Origin of the sequence: Streptomyces sp. NPDC102270 (genome assembly GCF_044766405.1) — a bacterium.
GTDB lineage: Bacteria > Actinomycetota > Actinomycetes > Streptomycetales > Streptomycetaceae > Streptomyces.
Genome location: NZ_JBIWLX010000012.1, coordinates 308328 through 331065, shown reverse-complemented (window position 1 = coordinate 331065; position 22738 = coordinate 308328). Strand labels below are relative to the sequence as shown.

Sequence of the window (22738 nt, the reverse complement as noted above, 5' to 3'; positions counted from 1 at the left end):
CTCCTTAAGTACTTACTTCTTGCTTCAGTCTTCGTCGCTGTGGAGCCTGCGTCGAACCGAGAGCAGTTCCACCTCGGGCCGCGCCGCGACCAGCCGCTCGCAGCGGTCCAGTACGTCGCTGAGGTGTCCCGTGTCCCCCGAGACCACCGCGAGCCCGATCTCGGCCCTGCGGTGGAGGTTCTGGTTGCCCGTCTCCGCCGCGCTCACCGCGTACTTGCGCTGGAGCTCGGCCACGATCGGACGGACGAGAGAGCGTTTCTCCTTCAGCGAGTGCACATCGCCGAGGAGCAGGTCGAAGGACAGAGTCCCCACATACATACGTGTCCGGATGTCCCGCCGGTTCGGGGTACGGGCGTCACGCTTCGACGCCGATACGGGAACCGTACACGCAACGGCCGGGGCCGATCGACGGATATTACGTCCGCCGACCGGCCCCGATCGCGTGCTGTGACGATCAGCCTCGCGGCTTCTCGCGCATCTCGTACGTCGCGATGACGTCGTCGACCTTGATGTCGTTGAAGTTGCCGAGGTTGATACCGCCCTCGAACCCTTCGCGGATCTCGGTGACGTCGTCCTTGAAGCGACGCAGACCGGAGATGGTGAGGCTCTCCGCGACCACCTTGCCGTCGCGGATGAGGCGCGCCTTGGTGTTGCGCTTGACCTCGCCGGAGCGGACCAGGACACCGGCGATGTTGCCCAGCTTGGACGACTTGAAGACCTCGCGGATCTCCGCCGTACCGAGCTCGACCTCTTCGTACTCCGGCTTGAGCATGCCCTTCAGGGCCGCCTCGATCTCCTCGATCGCCTGGTAGATGACCGAGTAGTACCGGACATCCACACCCTCGCGCTCGGCCATCTGCGCGGCACGCCCTGCGGCGCGCACGTTGAAGCCGATCACGATGGCGTCCGAGCCCATCGCCAGGTCCACGTCCGACTCCGTGACCGCACCGACGCCGCGGTGCAGGATGCGGATGTCGACCTCTTCGCCGACGTCGAGCTGGAGCAGCGAGGACTCGAGAGCCTCCACCGAACCGGACGCGTCGCCCTTGATGATGAGGTTGAGTTCCTGCACCAGACCGGCCTTGAGGGCCTCGTCCAGGTTCTCCAGGGAGAACCGGACTCCGCGCCGGGCGAAGTTGGCGTTGCGCTCACGCGCCGCGCGCTTCTCGGCGATCTGGCGGGCCGTACGGTCCTCGTCGACGACGAGGAAGTTGTCGCCGGCGCCCGGGACGTTGGTGAGACCCAGGACGAGGACCGGAGTCGACGGACCCGCCTCTTCCAGGTTGTCGCCCTTGTCGTCGAGCATCGCGCGGACACGGCCGTACGCGTCGCCGACCACCATGGTGTCGCCGACCCGCAGGGTGCCTCGCTGGACCAGGACGGTCGCGACGGCACCGCGGCCACGGTCGAGACGGGACTCGATCGCAATACCCTGCGCGTCCTGCTCCGGGTTGGCCCGCAGGTCGAGCGAGGCGTCCGCGGTGAGGACCACGGCCTCCAGGAGAGCCTCGATGTTGAGGCCCTGCTTGGCGGAGATGTCGACGAACATGGTGTCGCCGCCGTACTCCTCGGCCACGAGGCCGTATTCGGTCAGCTGACCGCGCACCTTGGTCGGGTCGGCACCCTCGACGTCGATCTTGTTGACCGCGACCACGATCGGCACGTCGGCCGCCTTGGCGTGGTTCAGCGCCTCGATCGTCTGGGGCATCACACCGTCGTTGGCCGCCACCACGAGGATCGCGATGTCGGTCGACTTGGCACCACGGGCACGCATGGCGGTGAACGCCTCGTGACCCGGGGTGTCGATGAAGGTGATCTTGCGCTCTTCGTCGTTGACCTGAGTCGTGACCTGGTACGCACCGATGTGCTGCGTGATACCGCCGGCCTCGCCCGCGACGACGTTCGTCTTGCGGATGGTGTCGAGGAGGCGGGTCTTGCCGTGGTCGACGTGACCCATGACGGTCACGACCGGCGGACGCGCGACGAGGAACTCCTCGCCACCCTCGTCCTCGCCGAACTCGATGTCGAAGGACTCGAGCAGCTCGCGGTCCTCCTCCTCGGGGCTGACGATCTCGAGGACGAAGTTCATCTCGTCCGCGAGGAGCCTCAGCGTCTCGTCGGAGACGGACTGCGTGGCGGTGACCATCTCGCCGAGGTTCATCATCACGCCGACGAGCGACGCCGGGTTGGCGCCGATCTTCTCCGCGAAATCGGTGAGGGAGGCACCGCGCGACAGGCGGACGGACTGTCCGTTGCCGCGAGGCAGCATCACGCCGCCGACCGACGGGGCCTGCATGGCCTCGTACTCCTGGCGCCTCTGCCGCTTCGACTTGCGACCGCGACGCGCGGGGCCGCCGGGACGACCGAAGGCGCCCTGCGTGCCACCACGGCCACCGGGACCACCGGGACGACCGCCGAAGCCGGGACGACCGCCGCCGCCACCGCCGGGACCACCGGGACGACCGGCGAAACCGCCGCCACCGCCACCGGGACCACCGGGACGACCGGCGAAACCGCCACCGCCGCCGCCGGGACCGGCCGGACGACCGGCGAAGCCGCCGCCGCCGGGACGACCTGCGCCACCGCCACCGGGACGACCTGCGCCGCCCGGACCGCGACCCCCACCGGGGCCACCGCCGGGACGCGGGCCGGCAGCGGGACGCTGCGGCATCATGCCGGGGTTGGGACGTGCGCCGCCGGGACCGCCGCCGGGACGGGGACCGCCCTGCGGACGAGGCATGCCGCCCGGGGTGGGACGGGCGCCGCCCGGAGACTGCGGACGGGGACCGCCCGCCGCACCCTGGGGACGGGGACCGCCCTGGCCCTGACCCTGCGGACGCGGAGCGCCGCCGGGAGCACCACCGGGGCCACCAGGGCCGCCGGGACGCGGGGCACCGCCCGGACGGGGCGCCTGCGGGCGCGCCATGCCGGTGGAGCCACCAGAGGTGAAGGGGTTGTTGCCCGGACGGGGACCGGCCGGACGAGCACCGGGACGTGCGCCCTGGCCGCCCTGACGCGGAGCGCCGGGACGGTCGCCGCGCTCAGTGCGGCCCTGGCCGCCACCCTGGCCTGGACCAGCGGCCGGACGCGGGGCGCCCGGACGCGGGGCCTGGCCGGCCGGACGCGGAGCACCAGGACGCGGGCTGGAGCCCTGACTCTGGCTCTGGCCCTGGCTCTGGGCGGCCGGTGCGGCGGGAGCCGACGGCGGTGCCGTGAACTCGGGCGTGGTCGGAGCCGGGGACGCCGGGGCGGGCCGCGGCGCGGGCTTCGGGCCCGGGGTGGGACGGGGGCCGGAAGAGGCCGGCGCGGCGGGAGCCGCGGGCGTCTCTGCGGCGGCCGGCTTCGGGGCCGGCGGGCGCGGGGCGGCCGGACGGGCGGCCTGCGCGGGAGAGGGGGCCGCCGGACGAGCCGGGGCGGCCTTGCGTGCGGAGGCGGGCTTACCGCCTCCGTTGCCCTGCTGGAGGGCGTCCGTCAACTTACGGACAACGGGCGCTTCGATGGTCGAAGACGCCGAACGAACAAATTCACCGAGTTCTTGGAGCTTGGCCATGACGACCTTGCTCTCCACTCCGAACTCCTTGGCGAGTTCGTATACCCGGACCTTAGCCACTTCGCTCCTTTTAGGTCCGGGTTGCGTCCGGACCGTCGCTACTTCATGGGCGTACTCATCGCGTGCTCATCGAGTGCTCATCGCAATCTCGACCTACTTCCAACTCGCGGGGTACCAGGGCCGCACGGGGGTTCCGCGCGACGCTTCTTACTGTGTTGCCTGCTCAGCAACTGTCTGTCTGCTCGACGCACTGGCGCAACGCCTTTGTGTCGAGTGCTCCCGGGGCGCGCAACGCCCTCGTGAACACCCGGCGGCGTACCGCCTGGTCGAGACAGACCAGGGCGGGGTGGATGTACGCACCCCGGCCGGGCAGCGTACCGCGATGATCGGGGACGCATGCGTCCTTGATCGCCACGATGCGCAGCAGATCGGTCTTGGCCGCTCGCTGCCTGCAACCCACACAGGTGCGTTCAGGGCATGCTCGGGCGGGCGTCCGGCCAGACACTCTTAAGTCTACCTCCCCGTAGCGACCTCACCCCTTGGGGGCAGCGATCGAACGGTTGTTGTCGTGATCTAAGCCACGTACGGCTTGGATCTATTCCCCGGCGCTGGTCCCGGCGCTACTCGCCGGCCTGCTCGGTGTCCGGACGGATGTCGATCCGCCAGCCGGTGAGCCGGGCCGCGAGCCGGGCGTTCTGCCCCTCCTTGCCGATGGCGAGGGAGAGCTGGTAGTCGGGGACGGTCACCCGCGCGGAGCGGGCGGCCATGTCCACGACCTCGACCTTGGAGACGCGGGCCGGCGAGAGGGCGTTCGCCACCATCTCGGCCGGGTCGTCCGACCAGTCGACGATGTCGATCTTCTCACCGTTCAGCTCACCCATGACATTGCGCACACGGCCGCCCATGGGGCCGATGCAGGCGCCCTTGGCGTTCAGGCCCGAACGGGTGGACCGTACGGCGATCTTTGTGCGGTGACCGGCCTCGCGGGCGATCGCGGCGATCTCGACGGACCCGTCGGCGATCTCCGGCACTTCCAGGGCGAAGAGTTTCTTCACCAGATTGGGATGCGTGCGCGACAGGGTGACGGACGGACCGCGGACACCCCTCGCCACCCGTACGACGTACGACCGAAGCCGCATGCCGTGCGGGTAGGTCTCACCGGGCACCTGCTCCTGCACCGGCAGGATGGCCTCCAGCTTGCCGATGTCCACGAGCACGTTCTTCGGGTCGCGGCCCTGCTGGACCACGCCCATGACGATGTCGCCCTCACGCCCCGCGTACTCGCCGAGCGTCGCGTCGTCCTCGGCGTCGCGCAGCCGCTGCAGGATGACCTGCTTGGCGGTGGTCGCGGCGATACGGCCGAAGTCGGACGGGGTGTCGTCGAACTCCCGGGGCTCCTGGCCCTCTTCGAGGTCCTCGGGGTCCTCCTTCGCCCACACGACCACGTGCCCGGAGTCCCGGTCGAGTTTCACGCGCGCGTGGCGGTGGCTTCCCTCGGTGCGGTGGTAGGCGATGAGGAGGGCCGACTCGATCGCCTCGACCAACAGGTCGAAGGAGATCTCCTTCTCCCGAACCAAGCCCCGCAGGGCACTCATGTCGATGTCCACGGCTACGCCTCCTCTTCCTGCTCGTCCTGCTGCTCTTTGCTGTCCTTGCGGCTGAACTCGACCTGCACGCGCGCCTTGTCGACGTCGGAGAAGGCGAGTCTGCGGGCGGTGGCCTTGCGGCCCTTCACACCCGGCACTTCGAGGTCGAGCCCGTCGTCGTCGACCTTCAGGATCCTGGCGACCAGCTCGTCGCCCCCGTTCAGCTGGAACTTCACCAGCCGGTCCACGGCCCGCACATAGTGCCGGTGCTCCTTGAGGAGGCGCTCCGCGCCCGGGGTGCCGACCTCGAGGGTGTACTCCCCCGCGCCCATCGCGTCGGTCTCGTCGAGCTTCGCCGAGAGCGCGCGGCTCACATCGGCGATCTGGTCCAGGTCGGCACCGGTGTCCGAGTCGACGACGACGCGCAGCACTCGCTTTCGTCCTACGGAGTCCACTGCGATCTCTTCGAGATCCAGACCCTGGGAGGTGACGAGCGGTTCCAGGAGCTCTCGCAGCCTCTCGCTCTGGGTGGTGCTCATCCGGGTGACTCCTCGGCCGCGTGTGCTGTTGTGGGTAGGTCGCGTGTCTGGTCAAAGGGTATCCGGTCGCGGAGGGTGTTGCCGTCCAGGTGACACCGGATGCGCGGGTACCGTGATCGCCGGCGGGCCCGACCTCCCGCCCGTGTGTTCGTACGAGCTTTTGAGGACGTCTGTCGTGCCGTACCCGCCTTCGCCGCGCGTCCCCTCGGGGCCCCGCAGAAGATCCCTGCTCGCCTCCGTCGCCGGGGGCGCCCTTCTCGTCGGGTGCTCCGACGGGACCGGAAGCGGCGAGGAGGGCACCGCCGGCAGCCCGTCCGTCGTCGAGCGGGCACGCGAGCGTGCGGCTCGGGACAGCCAGGGGATCGTCGGGCGGTACGACGCCGTCCTCGCCGCCCATCCGGCGCTGGCGCCACTGCTGGGGCCGTTGCGGGTGGAGGCCGCGCGGCACGCGAAGGCGTTCGGGGCAAGCAGCGCCGCTCCCACAGCCACTGCTTCCGCGGCCCCGTCCTCGCCTCCCGCCTCGTCCCGGCCGATCGCTGTTCCCACGACCGAGAAGGACGCCCTCGCCGAGCTCGCCGCCGCCGAGCGGGCGCTCGCCGACCGGCGGGCCAAGACCCTGCTGGACGTGCCGGGTGAGCTGGCCCGCCTGCTGGCCTCGGTGGCGGCTGCCGGCGCGGCGCACGCCTATCTGCTGACGGAGGGTGCCCGATGAGCGAGAAGCAGGAGCTGGAGGCCCTCCAGAAGGCGCTGGCCGCCGAGCACGCCGCCGTCTACGGCTACGGCGTCGTCGGCGGCCGGATCCGCGAGGACCGGCGGGTGGAGGCCAGGGCCGCCTATGACGCCCACCGGGCCCGCCGGGACGCCCTGGTGCGCGAGGTGCGGGGACTGGGCGGGACGCCCGTGGCCGCGGCGGCGGCGTACGCGCTGCCCTTCCCGGTGCCGGACTCGGCCGCGGCGGTGCGGCTCGCCGCCGGCCTGGAGGACCGGGTGGCCGGGGTGTACTCCGACGTGGTGCGGGCAACCGGGGGCGGGCGGCGCAGCACGGCCGCCGAGGCGCTGCGGGAGGCCGCGGTGCGGGCCGTGCGCTGGCGCGGCGAGAGCGTAGCCTTCCCTGGGCTCGCCGAGCGGGCGACCACGGGCTCGCCCTCGTCCTCCGCCTCGGTTTCTTAGGAAGGGAACGACTCGCGCATGGCTTTCGAACCACCGCGGCGGTTGGTGCGGGCGCTCGGCGAGAGCGTGCCGGACGCCGACGACTGGGTGGACAAGCTGCCCGAGACCGCCGGACAGGCCGTCGCGCTGCGCGAGTTGACCGTGGAGCGCGTCCAGGTGCCCGGCGGGCGCAGCAGCCTCGTCGCGCTCGTGCGGCTGCCCGACGGGACGCCGGCCGTACTCAAGCTGGCCCCGCCCCGGGCCCGTCCGGAGAGCGAGCGGGCGGCTCTCGCGCACTGGGACGGGCGGGGGGCCGTACAGCTGCTGGAGCCGTTCGTCGCCGAGGGTGTGCTGGTGCTGGAGCGGCTGCATCCCGATGTCTCCGTGCGGTCGCTGCCGGAGGCGAAGGCGTTGCTGGAGGCGGCGGGGGCGCTGCGGCGGCTGTGGGTCCCGCCGCCCGAGGGGCCGGTCTTCGAGACGGTGGCCGAGCGGACCGGGCGCCAGGCCGCCGCCATGCGCGGTGCTCCCGCGCAGGTGGCGGGGCTGGTGGACGCGGCTCTGTCGGCCCGGGAGGAGCTGCTGGCCGCACCGCCCGAACTGCGGCTGCTGCACGGGACGTTCCGGCAGAGCAAGGTGCTCGCGGGTGAACGGTCTCCCTGGCTGGCCGTGGGACCGGATCCGGTCGTCGGGGAGTGCGCGTTCGACCTGGCCCGGCTCGTGCGGGACCGGGTGGAGGACCTGATCGCCACGCCGTCGGGGGCGGCGACGACCCGCCGGCGGATCAAGCGGCTCGCGGAGTCGCTGGAGGTGGACCAGGAGCGGTTGCGGGGGTGGACGCTGTTCCGGGCCGTGGAGTCGGGGGTCCGGGCGCTACGGGTGGGGCGGCCGAAGGATGCCGAACTGCTGCTGGAGTTCGCCGGGTGGCTCTGAGGACGTAGGACGGCGGCCGCCGGTGCGACCGCCGCCCCACGCTGTTTCTCAGGCGGTCAGGCGGGCGATCGCCTCGTCCACCGTCAGCTCCTCGCGCTCACCGGTGCGGCGGTCCTTGAGCTCCAGGACCCCCTCGGCGGAACGGCGGCCCGCGACCAGGATCTTCGGTACGCCGATCAGCTCGGAGTCGGTGAACTTCACGCCCGGGGAGACGCCGGCGCGGTCGTCGACGAGGACCCTGAGGCCCGCCTCGCGCAGTTTCTCGGAGACGTCGAGGGCCAGTTCGATCTGCAGGGCCTTGCCGGCGGCGACGACGTGCACGTCGGCCGGGGCGACCTCGGCGGGCCAGCACAGGCCCTTGTCGTCGGCGGTCTGCTCGGCGAGGGCGGCGACCGCGCGGGAGACGCCGATGCCGTAGGAGCCCATGGTCACGCGGACCGGCTTGCCGTTCTGGCCGAGGACGTCGAGCTTGAGAGCGTCGGCGTACTTGCGGCCCAGCTGGAAGATGTGGCCGATCTCGATGGCGCGGTCGAGCTTGAGGCCGGTGCCGCACTTCGGGCACGGGTCGCCCTCCTGGACGACCACGACGTCGACGTACTGGTCGACCTCGAAGTCACGGCCCGCGACGACGTTCTTCGCGTGCGTGTGCTCCTTGTTGGCGCCCGTGATCCAGGCGGTGCCGGGGGCCACGCGCGGGTCGGCGATGTACTTCACCTTCTCGCCCAGGCCCTGCGGACCGACGTAGCCGCGGACGAGGTCGGGGCGGCCGACGAAGTCCTCCGCCGTCACCAGCTCCACGGCGGCGGGTGCGAAGTGCGCCTCGACCTTGTCCAGGTCGACCTCGCGGTCACCCGGGACGCCGACGGCGACGATCTCGCCGTCGACCTTCACGAGGAGGTTCTTGAGGGTGGCGGAGGCCTCGACGCCGAGGTGGGCGGCGAGGGTCTCGATGGTCGGAGTGTCCGGGGTCGGGATCTCCTCGAGGGCGGGGACGGAGGCACCGTCCACGGGCTTCAACTCGTACGTGATCGCCTCGGTGTTGGCCGCGAAGTCGCAGTTGGGGCAGTCGGCGAAGGTGTCCTCGCCGGCCTCGGCGGGGGCGAGGAACTCCTCCGACTTGGAGCCGCCCATCGCGCCGGCGGTGGCGGCGCAGATGCGGTAGTCGAGGCCGAGACGCTCGAAGACCTTCTGGTAGGCCTGGCGGTGCAGGGCGTAGGACTGGGCCAGGCCCTCGTCCTCGGTGTCGAAGGAGTACGAGTCCTTCATCAGGAACTCGCGGCCGCGCAGGATGCCGGCCCGGGGGCGGGCCTCGTCACGGTACTTGTGCTGGATCTGGTAGAGGATGACCGGCAGGTCCTTGTAGGAGGACGCCTGGTCCTTCACCAGCAGGGTGAAGATCTCCTCGTGGGTCGGGCCGAGGAGGTAGTCGCCGCCCTTGCGGTCCTGGAGCCGGAACAGCTCGGGGCCGTACTCGTCCCAGCGGCCGGTGGCCTCGTACGGCTCCCGCGGCAGGATGGCGGGGAGCAGCACCTCCTGGGCGCCGATCGCGTCCATCTCCTCGCGGACGATCCGCTCGACGTTGGCCAGCACCTTCTTGCCGAGCGGCAGCCAGCTCCAGATGCCGGCGGCGGTACGTCGGACGTACCCGGCGCGCACGAGCAGCTTGTGGCTGAGGACCTCGGCGTCCGCCGGGTCGTCGCGCAGCGTCTTCGCCATCAACTGGGACATGCGCTGGACCGGTGCGTTGGCCATGGTTCTCGTACTCCTGCCGGAAAAGGGTGATGGCTGGGGTGCCGACACATTCCCGTCGTCCGCCCGGAGGGCGGGCCCGGCGGCGTCCGGTGCGTGCGATCGCAAGGCGCCGGAGCGCCCACGTGGCGGACCACGAGGGCGGTTCGGCAACGCCACGAGCGTGCGTGCCGGCTGTCGCCGGGCTGCGGCAATGTGTCGGGCACCCCCCAGGAGGTTAGCCGGGCGGGCTGTAGGGGTGGAAATCCGGTGTTCAGTGGCGGCGCAGCGGGAGGGGGGCGCCCATCACGGCGTACGGCTTCGGGGCGCTCGGGAAGAGGACCTGGCGGGCGAGGTCCTGGTAGCCGAGGGAGTGGTACAGGCCGCGGGCCGGGCTGTCGGTGTCGATCGCGGAGAGGATCGAGCGGGGCTCGGTGGCGCTGTCGGTGATGGTGGTGATCAGGGTGCGGCCGATGCCCCGGTTCTGGTGGTGCGGGTGGACGTGCAGCTCGGTGATCACGAAGGAGTCGTCGAGCCAGATGTCGTTGTGCTGGGCGCGCAGGTAGGGCTCGACGACGGTGGACCACCAGTGGGTGCGGTCGTTGGGCATGCCGTACACGAACCCCACGAGATGGCCGCCGACCGTCGCACCGAGGGCTCTGGCGCCGGGGTAGGTCATGTGGCGGAGGACGATCTGGCGGCGGACCGCTACCTCGTCGGCGCCGAGGCCGAAGGCGATGGCCTGTACCGCGAGGGCCTCGTCCACGTGGGCGGACAGGTCCAGGGGGCCGATGACGAGGTCCATGCGGGGAGCGTACAGGGGAGTTCCGGTCGTGTGCCGGGTGCGGGTGGCTGCGGGCCGTCTGGTGACCGCGGGCCGGTTCAGAAGAGGACGCTCATGAAAGCGCCCACTTCCCGGAAGCCCACCCTCTTGTACGTCCTTCTGGCCGCCGTGTTGAAGTCGTTGACGTAGAGACTGACCACCGGGGCCACGTCCGCGAGGGCGTAGCGCAGTACCGCCGCCATCCCCGGCGCGGCCACTCCCCTGCCCCGGTACTCGGGGGCCACCCACACGCCCTGGATCTGGCAGGCCCGGTCCGTCGCGGCGCCGATCTCCGCCTTGAAGACGACCTTGCCGTGTTCGTCGAGGCGGGCGAAGGAGCGGCCGGAACCGACCAGTTCGGCGACGCGGGCCTGGTAGAGGAGGCCGCCGTCACCGGCCAGCGGGGAGACGCCGACCTCTTCCGTGAACATCGCCACGCACGCCGGCATGATCGTCTCCACCTCGTCCTTGCGGATGCGGCGGACGTACGGATCCGGGGCTGTGTCGGTGGGCATGCGGTCGGTGACCATGAGGGGCTGGTGGGCCCGGACATCCCGGGCCGGGCCCCAACTGGGTTCCAGCAGGCGCCAGAGCTGGGTGGTGGGTTCGGCGGGGCCGACGATGGAGGAGCACCGGCGCCCGGCCCTTCTCGCCCGGTCGGCGAAGGCACGGACGGCTCGCGGAGTCGCGCAGATCGGGACGAGGTTGGCGCCGGCGTAACAGAGGGACGTGAGCATGCCGTCCTCGTACCAGCCCCACATCTCGCCGCCGAGTCGCCAGGGGTCGAGTCCGGCGACCTGAACCCTCGACGTCACGAAGGCGTTCGCGACCGGATCGCGGTCCAGGACGGCGAGCGCGGCGTCCAGGTCGCTCGGTTCGAGGACCCGGGAGGTCGTCTGGGTCAACACGGGCGGGCCTCACACTGGGGTCTGCTGATCTCCGCACTGTACCTGCGGAAGCCGAGCCGTGCCGCCCTGCGTTCGGTTACCGCTCGCTCAGCAGTGGCCCAGGCGTGCCCTGCCCGTTGAGGGCTGCCGCCCCCGACGCCCGGATCAGCCCGCGACCGACACCGAGGGCTCCCCGGAGGAGACCCCCGCCGCCTCCATCTGCTCCGCCAGCTTCATGGCCTCCTCGATGAGGGTCTCCACGATCTTGGACTCGGGGACGGTCTTGATGACCTCGCCCTTGACGAAGATCTGGCCCTTGCCGTTGCCGGAGGCGACACCGAGGTCGGCCTCGCGGGCCTCGCCCGGGCCGTTGACGACACACCCCATGACGGCGACGCGGAGCGGGACATCCATGCCGGTCAGGCCTGCGGTGACCTCCTCGGCCAGCTTGTAGACGTCCACCTGGGCACGGCCGCAGGACGGGCAGGAGACGATCTCCAGGCCGCGCTGCTTGAGGTTCAGGGACTCCAGGATCTGGTTGCCGACCTTGACCTCCTCGACGGGGGGCGCCGAGAGGGAGACGCGGATCGTGTCGCCGATGCCCTGGGAGAGCAGCGCGCCGAAGGCGACCGCCGACTTGATCGTGCCCTGGAAGGCGGGGCCGGCCTCCGTGACGCCCAGGTGGAGCGGGTAGTCGCACTGCGCGGCCAGCTGCTTGTACGCCTCGATCATGATGACCGGGTCGTTGTGCTTCACCGAGATCTTGATGTCCCGGAAGTCGTGCTCCTCGAAGAGGGACGCCTCCCACAGGGCCGACTCGACGAGCGCCTCCGGGGTCGCCTTGCCGTACTTCTGGAGCAGGCGGCGGTCCAGGGAGCCCGCGTTCACGCCGATGCGGATCGGGGTGCCGTGGTCGCGCGCGGCCTTCGCGATCTCCTTGACCTTGTCGTCGAACTGCTTGATGTTGCCGGGGTTCACCCTGACCGCCGCGCAGCCCGCCTCGATGGCGGCGAAGACGTACTTGGGCTGGAAGTGGATGTCGGCGATCACCGGGAGCTGCGACTTGCGGGCGATGGTGGCGAGGGCGTCGGCGTCGTCCTGGGTCGGGCAGGCCACGCGGACGATCTGGCAGCCGGAGGCCGTGAGCTCGGCGATCTGCTGGAGCGTGGCGCCGATGTCGGACGTACGGGTCGTCGTCATCGACTGGACCGAGACCGGGGCGTCACCGCCCACCGCGACCGTGCCGACCTGGATCTGCCGGCTCTTCCGGCGCTCGGCGAGCTTGGTCGGAACGGACGGCATGCCGAGAGAAATCGCAGTCATCTGCTGTGCAACCCCAAGTCGTGGATCAAGGTCCAGGTCCCGTCAGCGGCGGGCTCCAGGCTTCGAGATTACGGCACCGACCGGGGCACGAGCACATCCCGGCCCTCAAACCCACCCAACGGATGGTGGCCCGGCATGAACCACACCGGGCCACCGCCAACGCCGGACGACTAGGAGATTTTGATTGGGTTGACGACGTCCGCGATCAAAACGAGGACTGTGAAGCAGATGAAGATTCCCGCCACCACATAAGCCACCGGCATCAGCTTCGCCACGTCGAACGGGCCCGGGTCCGGGCGCTTGAGGACCTTGGCGAGGTTGCGGCGCAGGGACTCCCACAGAGCGCCCGCGATGTGGCCGCCGTCCAGGGGCAGCAGCGGGAGCATGTTGAAGAGGAACAGGGAGAGGTTGAAGCCCGCGACCAGCATCAGCGCCATGGCCAGTTGCTGGGTCGGGGGGATGTCGAGGGTGAAGATCTCGCCGCCGACGCGGGCGGCGCCGACCACGCCCATCGGGGAGTCCGGCTCGCGCGGGGCGTCGCCGAAGGCCGCGTTCCACAGGGCCGGGATCTTGCCGGGCAGGGCGGCGAGGGAGTCGACGGCGTCGCCGACGCGTTCCCCCATCCACACCACGGAGTCGCCGAAGTCCTGCTTGACGATGCCGGTGGCGGCGCTGAAGCCGAGGAAGCCGGCGGTGACGTACTCGCCCTGGACGTACTGGCCGCTGGAGTCCTTCTTGGCGACCTGGTTGCTGGCGATCTTCGCGGTGAGGGTGACGTCCTTGCCGTCCCGCTCGACGACTATCGGGACCGTCTTGTCGGGGTTGGCCCGGATGAGGTCGGAGAGCTTGTTCCAGTCATCGGTCTTCACGCCGTTGAACGCGATGATCTTGTCGCCCGCCTTGAGGCCGGCGGCCGCGGCCGGGGAGGCGGGGTCGGAGGCCTTGCAGTTCTCGCGGTTCTGGCTCTGGGCGATCACGCACTTGGAGACCGAGCTGACCGTGTTGGTCTGCTGGGAGATGCCGAAGCCCATGAGGACCGTGAGGAAGAGGGCGACCGCGAGGATCAGGTTCGCGAAGGGGCCCGCGAACATCACGATGACGCGTTTCCAGGGCGTACGGGTGTAGAAGAGGCGTTTCTCGTCGCCGGGCTGGAGCTCCTCGAAGGCGGCCGAGCGGGCGTCCTCGATCATGCCGCGCCAGGGGGACGTCGAGCGGGCGCTGATACGGCCGTCGTCGCCGGGCGGGAACATGCCGATCATGCGGATGTAGCCACCGAAGGGGACGGCCTTGACGCCGTACTCCGTCTCGCCCTTCTTGCGCGAGAAGACGGTCGGGCCGAAGCCGACCATGTACTGCGGCACACGGATGCCGAAGAGCTTGGCGAAGGACAGGTGCCCCAGCTCGTGCCACGCGATCGACACCAGCAGGCCGAAGGCGAAGAGCCCTATGCCGAGGATGAACATCAGGGTCGTCATGCACGGGCCTCCGCCGTCTGTGCCGTCAGTTCCCGGGCCCGGGTCCGCGCCCAGGTCTCCGCTTCGAGGACGTCCGCGACGGTGAGCGAGGTTCCCCCGCGAGGGGTGCCGTGCTCGTCCACCACCCGGGTCACGGTCTCCATGATCCCGTTGAACGGCAGTGCGCCGGCCCGGAAGGCCTCGACGCACTCCTCGTTGGCGGCATTGAACACCGCCGGGGCCGTGCCCGCGAGCTGTCCCACGTGTCTCGCGAGGTTGACCGAAGGAAACGCGTCGTTGTCGAGCGGGAAGAACTCCCAGGTCGACGCCTTGCTCCAGTCGAAGGCGGGCGCCGCGTCGGGGACGCGCTCGGGCCAGCCGAGACCGATGGCGATCGGCCCCCGCATGTCGGGGGGCGTCGCCTGGGCGATCGTGGATCCGTCCGTGAACTCAACCATCGAGTGGACATACGACTGGGGATGCACGACCACCTCAATGCGGTCGAAGGGAATGTCGTAGAGGAGGTGTGCCTCGATGACCTCAAGACCCTTGTTGACGAGGGTCGCGGAGTTGATCGTGATGACCGGGCCCATGGCCCAGGTGGGGTGGGCGAGGGCGTCCTCGACGGTCACCTGGGCGAGGTCGGCTTTCGTACGGCCGCGGAAGGGGCCGCCGGACGCGGTGACGACCAGCTTGCGTACGTCGGCCCTCGTCCCGGAGGCCAGGGCCTGGAAGAGGGCTGCGTGCTCGGAGTCGACGGGGATGATCTGCCCGGGCTTGGCGAGGGCCTTGACCAGCGGGCCGCCCACGATGAGCGACTCCTTGTTGGCGAGCGCGAGGGTGCGGCCCGCCTCCAGGGCGGCGAGGGTGGGGGCGAGTCCGATGGAGCCGGTGATGCCGTTGAGGACGGTGTGCGCGTCGGAGGCGGCGAGCTGGGTGGCCGCGTCCGGGCCGGCGAGGATCTCGGGAAGCGGCTCGCCCGTGCCGTAGAGCCCGCTGAGCGCCTCGCGCAGCGTCGGTACGACGTCCTCGCGGGCGACCGCGACGGTCCGCGCCTTCAGCCGGTGCGCCTGCTCGGCGAGGAGCGCGACCCGGCCGCCGTTGGCGGAGAGCCCGGTCACCCGGAACCGGTCGGGGTTGCGCAGCACGAGGTCGATGGCCTGGGTGCCGATCGAGCCGGTGGAACCGAGGATCACCACGTCCTTGGGTCCGTCGCCCGCGACGGGGTCGTAGACCAGGTGGGGGTCGGCGAGGGCGCGGGCCGGAAGCCCCGTCGTCCGTCCGGAGGGCGGGCCCTGTGCCCGCCGCGGAGCGGCAGATGTCGCCAGTAGGTGCGTGCTCTCGCCGTGCCGGGCGTCGGCCCTCGTACTGGATGTACTTGGGTCGGCGCCCGGTGCGGCGAGAGCACGTGCATGGCGTCGCGGGGCAGACGGGGCTTCCGGCCCGTGCCCTCGGGGGGCTGGACTGTCGCTCATCCCTCCATTGTCGCCGTAAGGACGGTGTGTGGGGACAGCGCGTCCCCCTCTCGGGGGGCGCGCTGTCGTGAGGGGTCAGCGGACGGGCCGGTGGACGTTCTCCTTCTCGGAGGGGCCGGGGGTCGTGTCCGCGATCCAGACGCCCTCGCCGGAGGGGTCGACGATGCCGTCCTCCAGCCAGGCGTAGGTGCCGGACATGACTCCCTTGACGACCTTGCGGTCCTGGTCGTCGGTGTTGCTCCACAGGCGGCCGAAGAGTTCCTCGACGCGCAGGCGGGACTGGTGGCAGAAGGCGTCGGCGAGCTGGTAGGCCTCGCGGCCGTGGGACTCGGTGGTGTAGAGGAGTTCGGCGCGTACGCAGGCCGCGCTCATCGCGAAGAGTTCGGCGCCGATGTCGACGATCCGGCCGAGGAAGCCCTGCTTGGTCTCCATGCGGCCCTGCCAGCGGGACATGGCGTAGAAGGTGGAGCGGGCGAGTTTGCGGGACGTTCGTTCGACGTAACGCAGGTGCGGCGAGAGGTCTACCTCGCGCTTGAACTCGGCGTACGAGGTGGGGAGTTGTCCTGGTCCGGCGACCAGTTTCGGGAGCCACTTGGCGTAGAAGACGCCCGCGTTCGCGCCTGCCTTCGCCTTGTCGCCGAGGGACTTCTCGGGGTCGATGAGGTCACCGGCGACGGAGAGGTGGGCGTCGACGGCCTCGCGGGCGATCAGCAGGTGCATGATCTCGGTCGAGCCCTCGAAGATGCGGTTGATGCGCAGGTCGCGCAGGACCTGTTCGGCGGGGACCGCCTTCTCGCCGCGGGCCCTGAGGGAGTCGGCGGTCTCGAAGCCGCGGCCGCCGCGGATCTGGACCAGTTCGTCGGCGACGAGCCAGGCCATCTCGGAGGCGTAGAGCTTGGCGAGGGCTCCCTCGATGCGGATGTCGTTGCGGTTCTCGTCGGCCATCTGGGAGGACAGGTCCAGGACGGCCTCCAGGGCGAAGGTCGTCGCCGCGATGAAGGAGATCTTGGAGCCGACGGCCTCGTGGTGGGCGATCGGCTTGCCCCACTGTTCGCGGGCGGCGGACCATTCGCGGGCGATCTTCAGGCACCACTTGCCGGCGGCCACGCAGGAGGCGGGCAGGGAGAGGCGGCCGGTGTTGAGGGTGGTCAGGGCGATCTTCAGGCCCGCGCCCTCGGGGCCGATGCGGTTCGCCGCCGGGACCCGGACCTGGTGGAAGCGGGTGACGCCGTTCTCGATGCCGCGCAGGCCCATGAAGGCGTTGCGGTTCTCGACGGTGACGCCGGGCGAGTCGGCCTCCACGACGAAGGCGGTGATGCCGCCCTTGTGGCCCTCGGACTTCGGGACGCGGGCCATGACGACGAGCAGGTCGGCGACCACGCCGTTGGTCGTCCACAGCTTCACTCCGTCGAGGACGTAGTCGTCGCCGTCGGGCACCGCGCTGGTCGCGAGGCGGGCCGGGTCGGAGCCGACGTCCGGTTCGGTGAGGAGGAAGGCGCTGATGTCGGTGCGGGCGCACCGGGGCAGGAACTTCTCCTTCTGTTCCTGGGTGCCGAACAGCTTCAGCGGCTGCGGTACGCCGATCGACTGGTGGGCCGAGAGCAGCACGCCGATCGCGGGGCTCGCGGAACCCGCGAGGGCCAGTGCCTTGTTGTAGTACACCTGGGTGAGGCCGAGACCGCCGTACTTGGTGTCGATCTTCATGCCGAGGGCGCCGAGCTCCTTGAGTCCGGCCACGACGTCGTCGGGGATCCGGGCCTCGCGTTCGATGAGGGCGCCATCCACCTTGGTCTCGCAGAAGTCGCGGAGCTTGGCCAGGAAGTCCTCGCCGCGCTGGGCGTCCTCGTCGGGGGGCATCGGGTGGGGGTGGATGAGGTCGAGCCGGAAACGCCCGAGGAACAGTTCCTTGGCGAAGCTGGGCTTGCGCCAGTCCTGCTCCCGGGCGGCCTCCGCCACCTCGCGGGCCTCGCGCTCGGTGACGATCGGCTTGGTGGACGGTGCGGACATCAGGCTCACCTCGTCGTGAATCGGGATCATGGGGGCCGTATGGTTACCGACGGGTGCTACCCGATCGTATGTACCCGATCCCGGGCGAGGTCACCACCCCTCGCGCGGCCGTTCGGCCGATGTCGACGGAAGACGACCGGGTGTCCAGTGGGCCCCGCCACCCGTTCCCGCGGGCCGGATGTTCGGCATGGACGCCCACGGCCGCGGCAGGCTCACCGACCTGGTCAGCTTCTTCTTCGACGCCGACCTCACCGATGCCTCCGCGGCCGCAAGATCATCGCGGCCTGCGTCAACAACCCCGACAAGGGCCAGAGCGCCGACGACTTCACCCCCGAGCGCTGCGTCGAACCGGTCCGGGCCGCCGTCGGCATCCCCGACCTGCGTCCCCGCCGCGCGCCCGTGCGGGTCGGTTCAACGGCCGGGCTCCGCGTGCCCGGTCCATGGCCCCCGGCGGCCGGTCGTGGTAGGCAGGAGGCCCGTGGCCCGCGGAGGCCGGGAACGGCCGGGCCGGCGTGGGTCTGTTGCCTTCGGATCCTCCTGCGTGCGGTGCGCGCCCCGCAGTCCTTGTCGAAGCGCTTCGACAACCTATGGACACCCACTCCCGGGGGAGCTACTGTCGAACCACCCCCACCCGCACCTGTTCGCACTGCGCACTGTCGAAGCGCTTCACAAAGCTTGGAGAGCTGGATGGTCACCCTCGCCGAGGTCGCCCAGCACGCCGGAGTCTCGGCGAGCACGGTGAGCTATGTCCTCAGTGGCAAGCGGTCCATCTCGACGAGCACCCGGCAGCGGGTCGAGGAGAGCATCCGCGAGCTCGGCTACCACCCGAACGCCGGCGCCCGCGCGCTCGCCAGCAGCAGGTCGAACATCATCGCGCTGATGATCCCGCTCCGCACCGACATGTACGTGCCGGTGATGATGGAGATCGCCATCGCGGTGGCCACCACCGCGCGGACGCACGGCTACGACGTCCTGCTGCTGACCGGCGAGGAGGGCCCCGACGCGGTACGACGCGTCACCGGCAGCGGGCTCGCCGACGCGATGATCCTGATGGACGTCGAACTCGACGACGAGCGGCTGCCGTTCCTGCGGGGTACCGACCAGCCCTCCGTGCTCATCGGCCTCCCCGCCGACACCTCCGGGCTCACCTGCGTCGACCTCGACTTCCGGGCCACCGGCGCCCTGTGCGTCGAGCATCTCGCGAAGCTCGGTCACCGCGACATCGCTGTCATCGGCGAGGCTCCCGCGGTCTACGAACGGCACACCGGTTTCGCCGAGCGCACTTTGGACGGACTCCGGTCGCGCGCCCAGGAGTTGGGCGTACGGCTGCTGCACCGGCCGTGCGAGGGCGGGTACGACGCGATGGCCGTGACCCTCGCCCGGATCCTCGACGAGCGGCCGTCCACCACGGGCTTCGTCGTGCAGAACGAGCAGGCCGTGGAGCCGCTGCTCGCGCTGCTGCGCCAGCAGGGCCGGGCCATCCCCGAGGACGTCTCGGTGGTCGCGATCTGCCCCGAACAGGTCGCCGTGCAGGCCTCGGTGCGGCTGACGTCGGTCGCCATCCCCGCCCAGGAGATGGGCCGGCACGCCCTGGAGCGGCTGGTCGCCAAGCTGGAGGGCCGCGGTGAGGACGAAGTCGTCCTGATCGAGCCCGAGTTGACGGTCCGGGCGAGCACGGGCCCGGCACCTTCGGTGTCCTGACACCTCACCCACCGGACCTCACACACCACGCATCGCGTGCCTGTGCGGCACGCCCCTGTCTGCATTCCCTCAGGAGCACTCCTCGTGAATCAGCCTGCCGAAATCCAGCCCAAGGTCAGTCTCGCGCAGTCGTCCCCCACCGTCGGCACGTTCCGGGAGCGGGACGGCGCGCTGGAGTGGAGCGGGCGCCAGGAGACCGTGCGCATCGAGCCCTGGGGCCCGGACGCCGTGCGGGTGCGTGCCCGGCTCGGCGGGCCGATCCTGGAGGGGCTGCCGGGCGCCCTGCTCGACGAGCCGCCGGCCACCGAGAGCACGGTCAAGACCGGCGAAGGGGAAGCCTGGTTGACGGTGGGGGCGCTGACCGTCCATGTCGACGCCGAGGGACAGCTCCGCTTTCTGCGCACCGCGGACTCGGCCGAGCTCCTCGCGGAGGCCCGCGCCCACTTCTGGTGGCCCGGCTCGCGTCTGTACACCGCGGTCGGCAACGGCCACCACCGTCTGGAGCAGCGCTTCGCCGCCTACGACGACGAGAAGCTGTACGGCCTCGGCCAGCACCAGCACGGCAAGCTGGACCAGAAGGGCCTGGTCCTCGATCTGATCCAGCGCAACGCCGAGGTCGGCATCCCGGTCCTCGCCTCCAGCCGCGGCTACACCCTGCTGTGGAACAACCCGGCGATCGGCCGTGTGGAGCTGGCCCACAACGGCACGCGCTGGGTGGCCGACTCGGCCCGCCAGATCGACTACTGGATCACCGCGGGCGCCCCGGCGGACGGCCAGCGCCGCTACAGCGCGGTGACCGGCCGGACGCCGATGCTGCCGGAGTGGGCGGCGGGTTTCTGGCAGTGCAAGCTGCGCTACCGCACCCAGAACGAACTCCTGTCGGTGGCGCGGGAGTACAAGCGGCGCGGGCTGCCGCTCTCCGCGATCGTCTGCGACTTCTTCCACTGGACGCACCTCGGCGAGTGGAAGTTCGACCCGGCCGAGTGGCCCGACCCGGCGGCGATGGTCCGGGAACTGGAGGAGCTGGGCGTCAAGTTGGTGGTGAGCGTGTGGCCGTCGGTGTCGCCGCTCAGCGAGAACCACGCCCTGATGGAGCAGCGCGGCTACTTCATCGGCACCCAGTACGGTCCGATGGCGCACGCCGACTGGCCCGACAAGGGGGTCGCCTCGACCGTCCAGGTCGCCTTCTACGACGCCACGAACCCGGAGGCCCGGGAGTTCATGTGGTCGAAGATCCGCGACAACTACCTCGCCCCGTACGGCATCACGGCCTTCTGGCTGGACGCCTGCGAGCCGGAGCTCAAGCCCGGTTTCCAGGAGAACCTCCGCTACTGGGCGGGCCCCGGTCTGGAGGTCGGCAACATGTACCCCGCCGAGAACTCCCGCACCTTCCACGAGGGCCTGACGGCCGCCGGCGAGGAGGTCATCACCCTCAACCGCTCCGCCTGGGCGGGCAGTCAGCGCTACGGTGCCGCCCTGTGGTCCGGTGACATCGGCACCGACTTCCCCACCCTGCGCGAGCAGATCGCGGCCGGCCTGAACACCGCGATGTCCGGCATCCCGTGGTGGAACACCGACATCGGCGGATTCCACGGCGGCGACCCGGACGACCCGGCGTACCGCGAGGTCATGGTCCGCTGGTTCCAGTTCGGCGCGCTGTCCCCGCTGATGCGGCTGCACGGCTTCCGCGACCCGGGCATGCCGCTGGGCCCGGACATGACCGGCGGCCCGAACGAGGTGTGGTCGTACGGCGAGGAGGCCGGCGCGATCCTGGAGAAGTACCTGCGACTGCGCGAGCGGCTCAAGCCGTACGTCCTGAAGGTCATGCGCGAGGCCCACGAGGAGGGCCTGACGCCGATGCGCCCGCTGTTCCTGGAGTTCCCGGACGACCAGGCGACGTGGACGGTCGACGACGCGTATCTCTTCGGCGCGGACCTCCTGGTCGCCCCTGTGCTCACGGCGGGGGCGACGGCCCGCACGACCTATCTCCCGGCGGGCGTGACCTGGACGGACGCGTGGACCGGGCAGACGTACGAGGGCGGCGGGACGGTGACGGTGGACGCCCCGCTGGACCGGATTCCGCTGTTCCTGCGGGACGGGGCGCAGCTTCCGGTGGCGGAGTAGCGACACCGACAGCGGCCGGTCCCACGGGGGTGGACCGGCCGCTTCGTCGTGTGGGGGTGCGGGGGTGTGGGGGTCAGCTTCCGCAGACCGAGCGCAGGGCGCGGGCCAGGGCCCGGGTGTGCAGGGCGTCGAGGTGGTCCTCGTGGTGGACCTGGAGGCCGGCGAGGAGGAGTTCGGGGCGGCAGGTGACCGCGCCCCGGTCGTCGGCGGTGGTGGCGAGGGCCTCGACCAGGGCGCTGGTCACGCGGTTGATCTCCTGCCGTACGACGCTCAGGTCGGGCTTGGTCGTCGGCGCCTGGTCGGGGTGGTCGGTCCAGCGCTGGAACAGGCCGCGCTGGACGAGCTTGTTGGCCTCGATCTGGTCGCGGAAGATCACGCGGATCTCGTCCGGGTCGGCGCCGAGCTGCTGGGCCTGGGCGGCGACGTTGTCGAGGACCTGCTGTTCGCGGGCGGGGTCGTCGATGGGACTGTCGGTGCCCCACTTGGCGGCGGCGACCAGGTCGGCGGTGGCCAGGCGTTCGGCGGCGAGTTCGACGACGGGATGCAGGGCGGAGAGGGAGTGGGCGGTGGCGTGGGGTGCCGCGGCCGTCCCGGAGACGGGGACCGCGACCGCGGAACCCGTCGCGGTGAGAACGACGGCCGCGGTCGCGGTCACGGTGATCAGGGCACGTCGGAGGGGGGTGGTGGTACGCATGCCCCCCATGAAACCCGACGTTGCCCCACGATCAGGTCAACTGCTGCTTACGGTCAGGTTGTTGGCGGTGAAGTTGAGGCCACCGGACGAGCTGGTGATCTCGAAGCCGAACTGCACGTCGCCGATGGTCTCGTTGCCGAACCAGCCCTTGGTGTCCTTGATCCACTTCAGGATCGGGAGGATGTTGACCGTGCCGGAGCTGGAGTTGGAGGTGCGGACGAAGGAGAAGACCTGGTTCGCGCCGTTGGTGCCCTTGTAGACGGTCCAGGTGTGGCCGCCGAGCGTCACGTTGCCCTGCGAGGTGCCGAGCGGGCCGACGGCTCCGGTCTTGTTGACCCAGAGCATGATCTCGTAGTCGTAGTCGGTGTCCCAGATGTCGTACGACGTGTTGTACGCGCCGGACGAGGGGACCGAGACGTTGTAGCTGCTGGAGAGCGAACCGAGCGAGGTGATCGACTTGTTGATCACCTTCTTGGAGTTGGGGTAGGACTTGATGCCGCCGGTGTTGGGGTGGTTGGCGTTGACGCCCCAGTTGGTGCCGGAGTTGGCCCAGATGCACTGGCTGCCGGCGCCCGAGCCCCAGATGTTGTTGTAGAGGGTGTAGCCGTTCAGGCTCGTGTTGGCCCACTGGTCGCAGGAGCTCCAGACGGCGGCGGACGCGGGGGCCGAGGCGAGTCCGACGGTGGCGCCGATGGCCATCGCCGGGGCCAGTACGGCCATGGTGATCTTGCGCAGGGTGCTTGCCATGGTGTCCCTTCCATGGGTGGG

The 22738-nt window shown here is 70.7% G+C and carries 19 protein-coding genes; 5 read left to right on the top strand and 14 right to left on the bottom strand.

Annotated features, from left to right (window positions below; genetic code table 11):
* Positions 1-24: 24 nt before the first annotated feature.
* From ACIRP7_RS26520 to rimP, 5 genes are all read right to left on the bottom strand, one after another.
* Positions 25-318 (bottom strand): DUF503 domain-containing protein, encoded by a 294-nt coding sequence (locus ACIRP7_RS26520; protein ID WP_352389515.1) that lies wholly within the window; start codon positions 316-318, stop codon positions 25-27.
* Between the two features lie 136 nt (positions 319-454).
* Positions 455-3610, bottom strand: coding sequence for a translation initiation factor IF-2 (infB, locus tag ACIRP7_RS26515; protein ID WP_403664281.1), 3156 nt, complete (start codon positions 3608-3610; stop codon positions 455-457).
* Positions 3611-3773: 163 nt separating this feature from the next.
* On the bottom strand, positions 3774-4055 hold the full coding sequence (locus tag ACIRP7_RS26510) for a YlxR family protein (RefSeq protein WP_403664278.1): 282 nt from the start codon (positions 4053-4055) through the stop codon (positions 3774-3776).
* Between the two features lie 115 nt (positions 4056-4170).
* Positions 4171-5157, bottom strand: a complete 987-nt coding sequence (nusA, locus tag ACIRP7_RS26505) for a transcription termination factor NusA (protein WP_031053429.1) — start codon at positions 5155-5157, stop codon at positions 4171-4173.
* Between the two features lie 2 nt (positions 5158-5159).
* Complete coding sequence (gene rimP, locus ACIRP7_RS26500; RefSeq protein ID WP_403664275.1) at positions 5160-5675, bottom strand: ribosome maturation factor RimP; 516 nt, start codon at positions 5673-5675, stop codon at positions 5160-5162.
* 175 nt (positions 5676-5850) lie between these two features.
* Between rimP and ACIRP7_RS26495 the strand changes: the two genes are divergently transcribed.
* The 3 genes from ACIRP7_RS26495 to ACIRP7_RS26485 are packed head-to-tail and all read left to right on the top strand — an operon-like array spanning position 5851 to position 7754.
* Positions 5851-6387, top strand: coding sequence for a hypothetical protein (locus ACIRP7_RS26495; protein ID WP_403664272.1), 537 nt, complete (start codon positions 5851-5853; stop codon positions 6385-6387).
* Positions 6384-6845, top strand: a complete 462-nt coding sequence (locus tag ACIRP7_RS26490; RefSeq protein ID WP_403664269.1) for a ferritin-like domain-containing protein — start codon at positions 6384-6386, stop codon at positions 6843-6845. Before ACIRP7_RS26495 ends, ACIRP7_RS26490 begins: the two co-directional genes overlap by 4 nt.
* Positions 6846-6863: 18 nt before the next feature.
* Entirely contained in the window at positions 6864-7754 is an 891-nt protein-coding gene (locus ACIRP7_RS26485; RefSeq protein WP_403664267.1) for an aminoglycoside phosphotransferase family protein, read from the top strand.
* Between the two features lie 48 nt (positions 7755-7802).
* On the opposite strand, the gene ACIRP7_RS26480 is transcribed toward ACIRP7_RS26485, so the two are convergent.
* The 7 genes from ACIRP7_RS26480 to ACIRP7_RS26450 all read right to left on the bottom strand — a co-directional run bounded on the left by ACIRP7_RS26480 (position 7803) and on the right by ACIRP7_RS26450 (position 17451).
* Positions 7803-9506: a proline--tRNA ligase gene (locus ACIRP7_RS26480; protein WP_403664264.1), complete on the bottom strand. Its 1704-nt coding sequence runs from the start codon at positions 9504-9506 to the stop codon at positions 7803-7805.
* Between the two features lie 250 nt (positions 9507-9756).
* Positions 9757-10287, bottom strand: a complete 531-nt coding sequence (locus tag ACIRP7_RS26475) for a GNAT family N-acetyltransferase (RefSeq protein ID WP_352389506.1) — start codon at positions 10285-10287, stop codon at positions 9757-9759.
* 77 nt (positions 10288-10364) lie between these two features.
* Positions 10365-11213 carry a GNAT family N-acetyltransferase gene (locus ACIRP7_RS26470; RefSeq protein WP_403664261.1) on the bottom strand — a complete coding sequence of 283 codons (849 nt, stop codon included), beginning with the start codon at positions 11211-11213 and terminating at the stop codon, positions 10365-10367.
* Between the two features lie 144 nt (positions 11214-11357).
* The gene (gene ispG, locus ACIRP7_RS26465; protein WP_403664258.1) at positions 11358-12515 is read right to left on the bottom strand and encodes a flavodoxin-dependent (E)-4-hydroxy-3-methylbut-2-enyl-diphosphate synthase; all 1158 of its coding nucleotides are present in this window, start codon (positions 12513-12515) and stop codon (positions 11358-11360) included.
* Between the two features lie 170 nt (positions 12516-12685).
* Positions 12686-13978: a M50 family metallopeptidase gene (locus tag ACIRP7_RS26460; RefSeq protein WP_403664424.1), complete on the bottom strand. Its 1293-nt coding sequence runs from the start codon at positions 13976-13978 to the stop codon at positions 12686-12688.
* Between the two features lie 8 nt (positions 13979-13986).
* Positions 13987-15444, bottom strand: coding sequence for a 1-deoxy-D-xylulose-5-phosphate reductoisomerase (gene dxr / locus ACIRP7_RS26455; RefSeq protein WP_403664255.1), 1458 nt, complete (start codon positions 15442-15444; stop codon positions 13987-13989).
* 75 nt (positions 15445-15519) lie between these two features.
* Positions 15520-17451, bottom strand: a complete 1932-nt coding sequence (locus ACIRP7_RS26450) for an acyl-CoA dehydrogenase family protein (protein ID WP_403664422.1) — start codon at positions 17449-17451, stop codon at positions 15520-15522.
* 687 nt (positions 17452-18138) lie between these two features.
* On the opposite strand from ACIRP7_RS26450, the gene ACIRP7_RS26445 reads away from it, so the two are divergent.
* Both ACIRP7_RS26445 and ACIRP7_RS26440 read left to right on the top strand, forming a co-directional pair.
* On the top strand, positions 18139-19152 hold the full coding sequence (locus ACIRP7_RS26445) for a LacI family DNA-binding transcriptional regulator (RefSeq protein WP_393604396.1): 1014 nt from the start codon (positions 18139-18141) through the stop codon (positions 19150-19152).
* An 84-nt stretch (positions 19153-19236) separates the two neighbouring features.
* Positions 19237-21276, top strand: a complete 2040-nt coding sequence (locus ACIRP7_RS26440) for a TIM-barrel domain-containing protein (RefSeq protein ID WP_403664251.1) — start codon at positions 19237-19239, stop codon at positions 21274-21276.
* Between the two features lie 73 nt (positions 21277-21349).
* Here ACIRP7_RS26440 and ACIRP7_RS26435 read toward each other — a convergent pair whose 3' ends face one another.
* Positions 21350-21970 (bottom strand): chorismate mutase, encoded by a 621-nt coding sequence (locus ACIRP7_RS26435; RefSeq protein ID WP_403664248.1) that lies wholly within the window; start codon positions 21968-21970, stop codon positions 21350-21352.
* Between the two features lie 36 nt (positions 21971-22006).
* Positions 22007-22717: a hypothetical protein gene (locus ACIRP7_RS26430; RefSeq protein WP_403664245.1), complete on the bottom strand. Its 711-nt coding sequence runs from the start codon at positions 22715-22717 to the stop codon at positions 22007-22009.
* Positions 22718-22738: the final 21 nt, after the last annotated feature.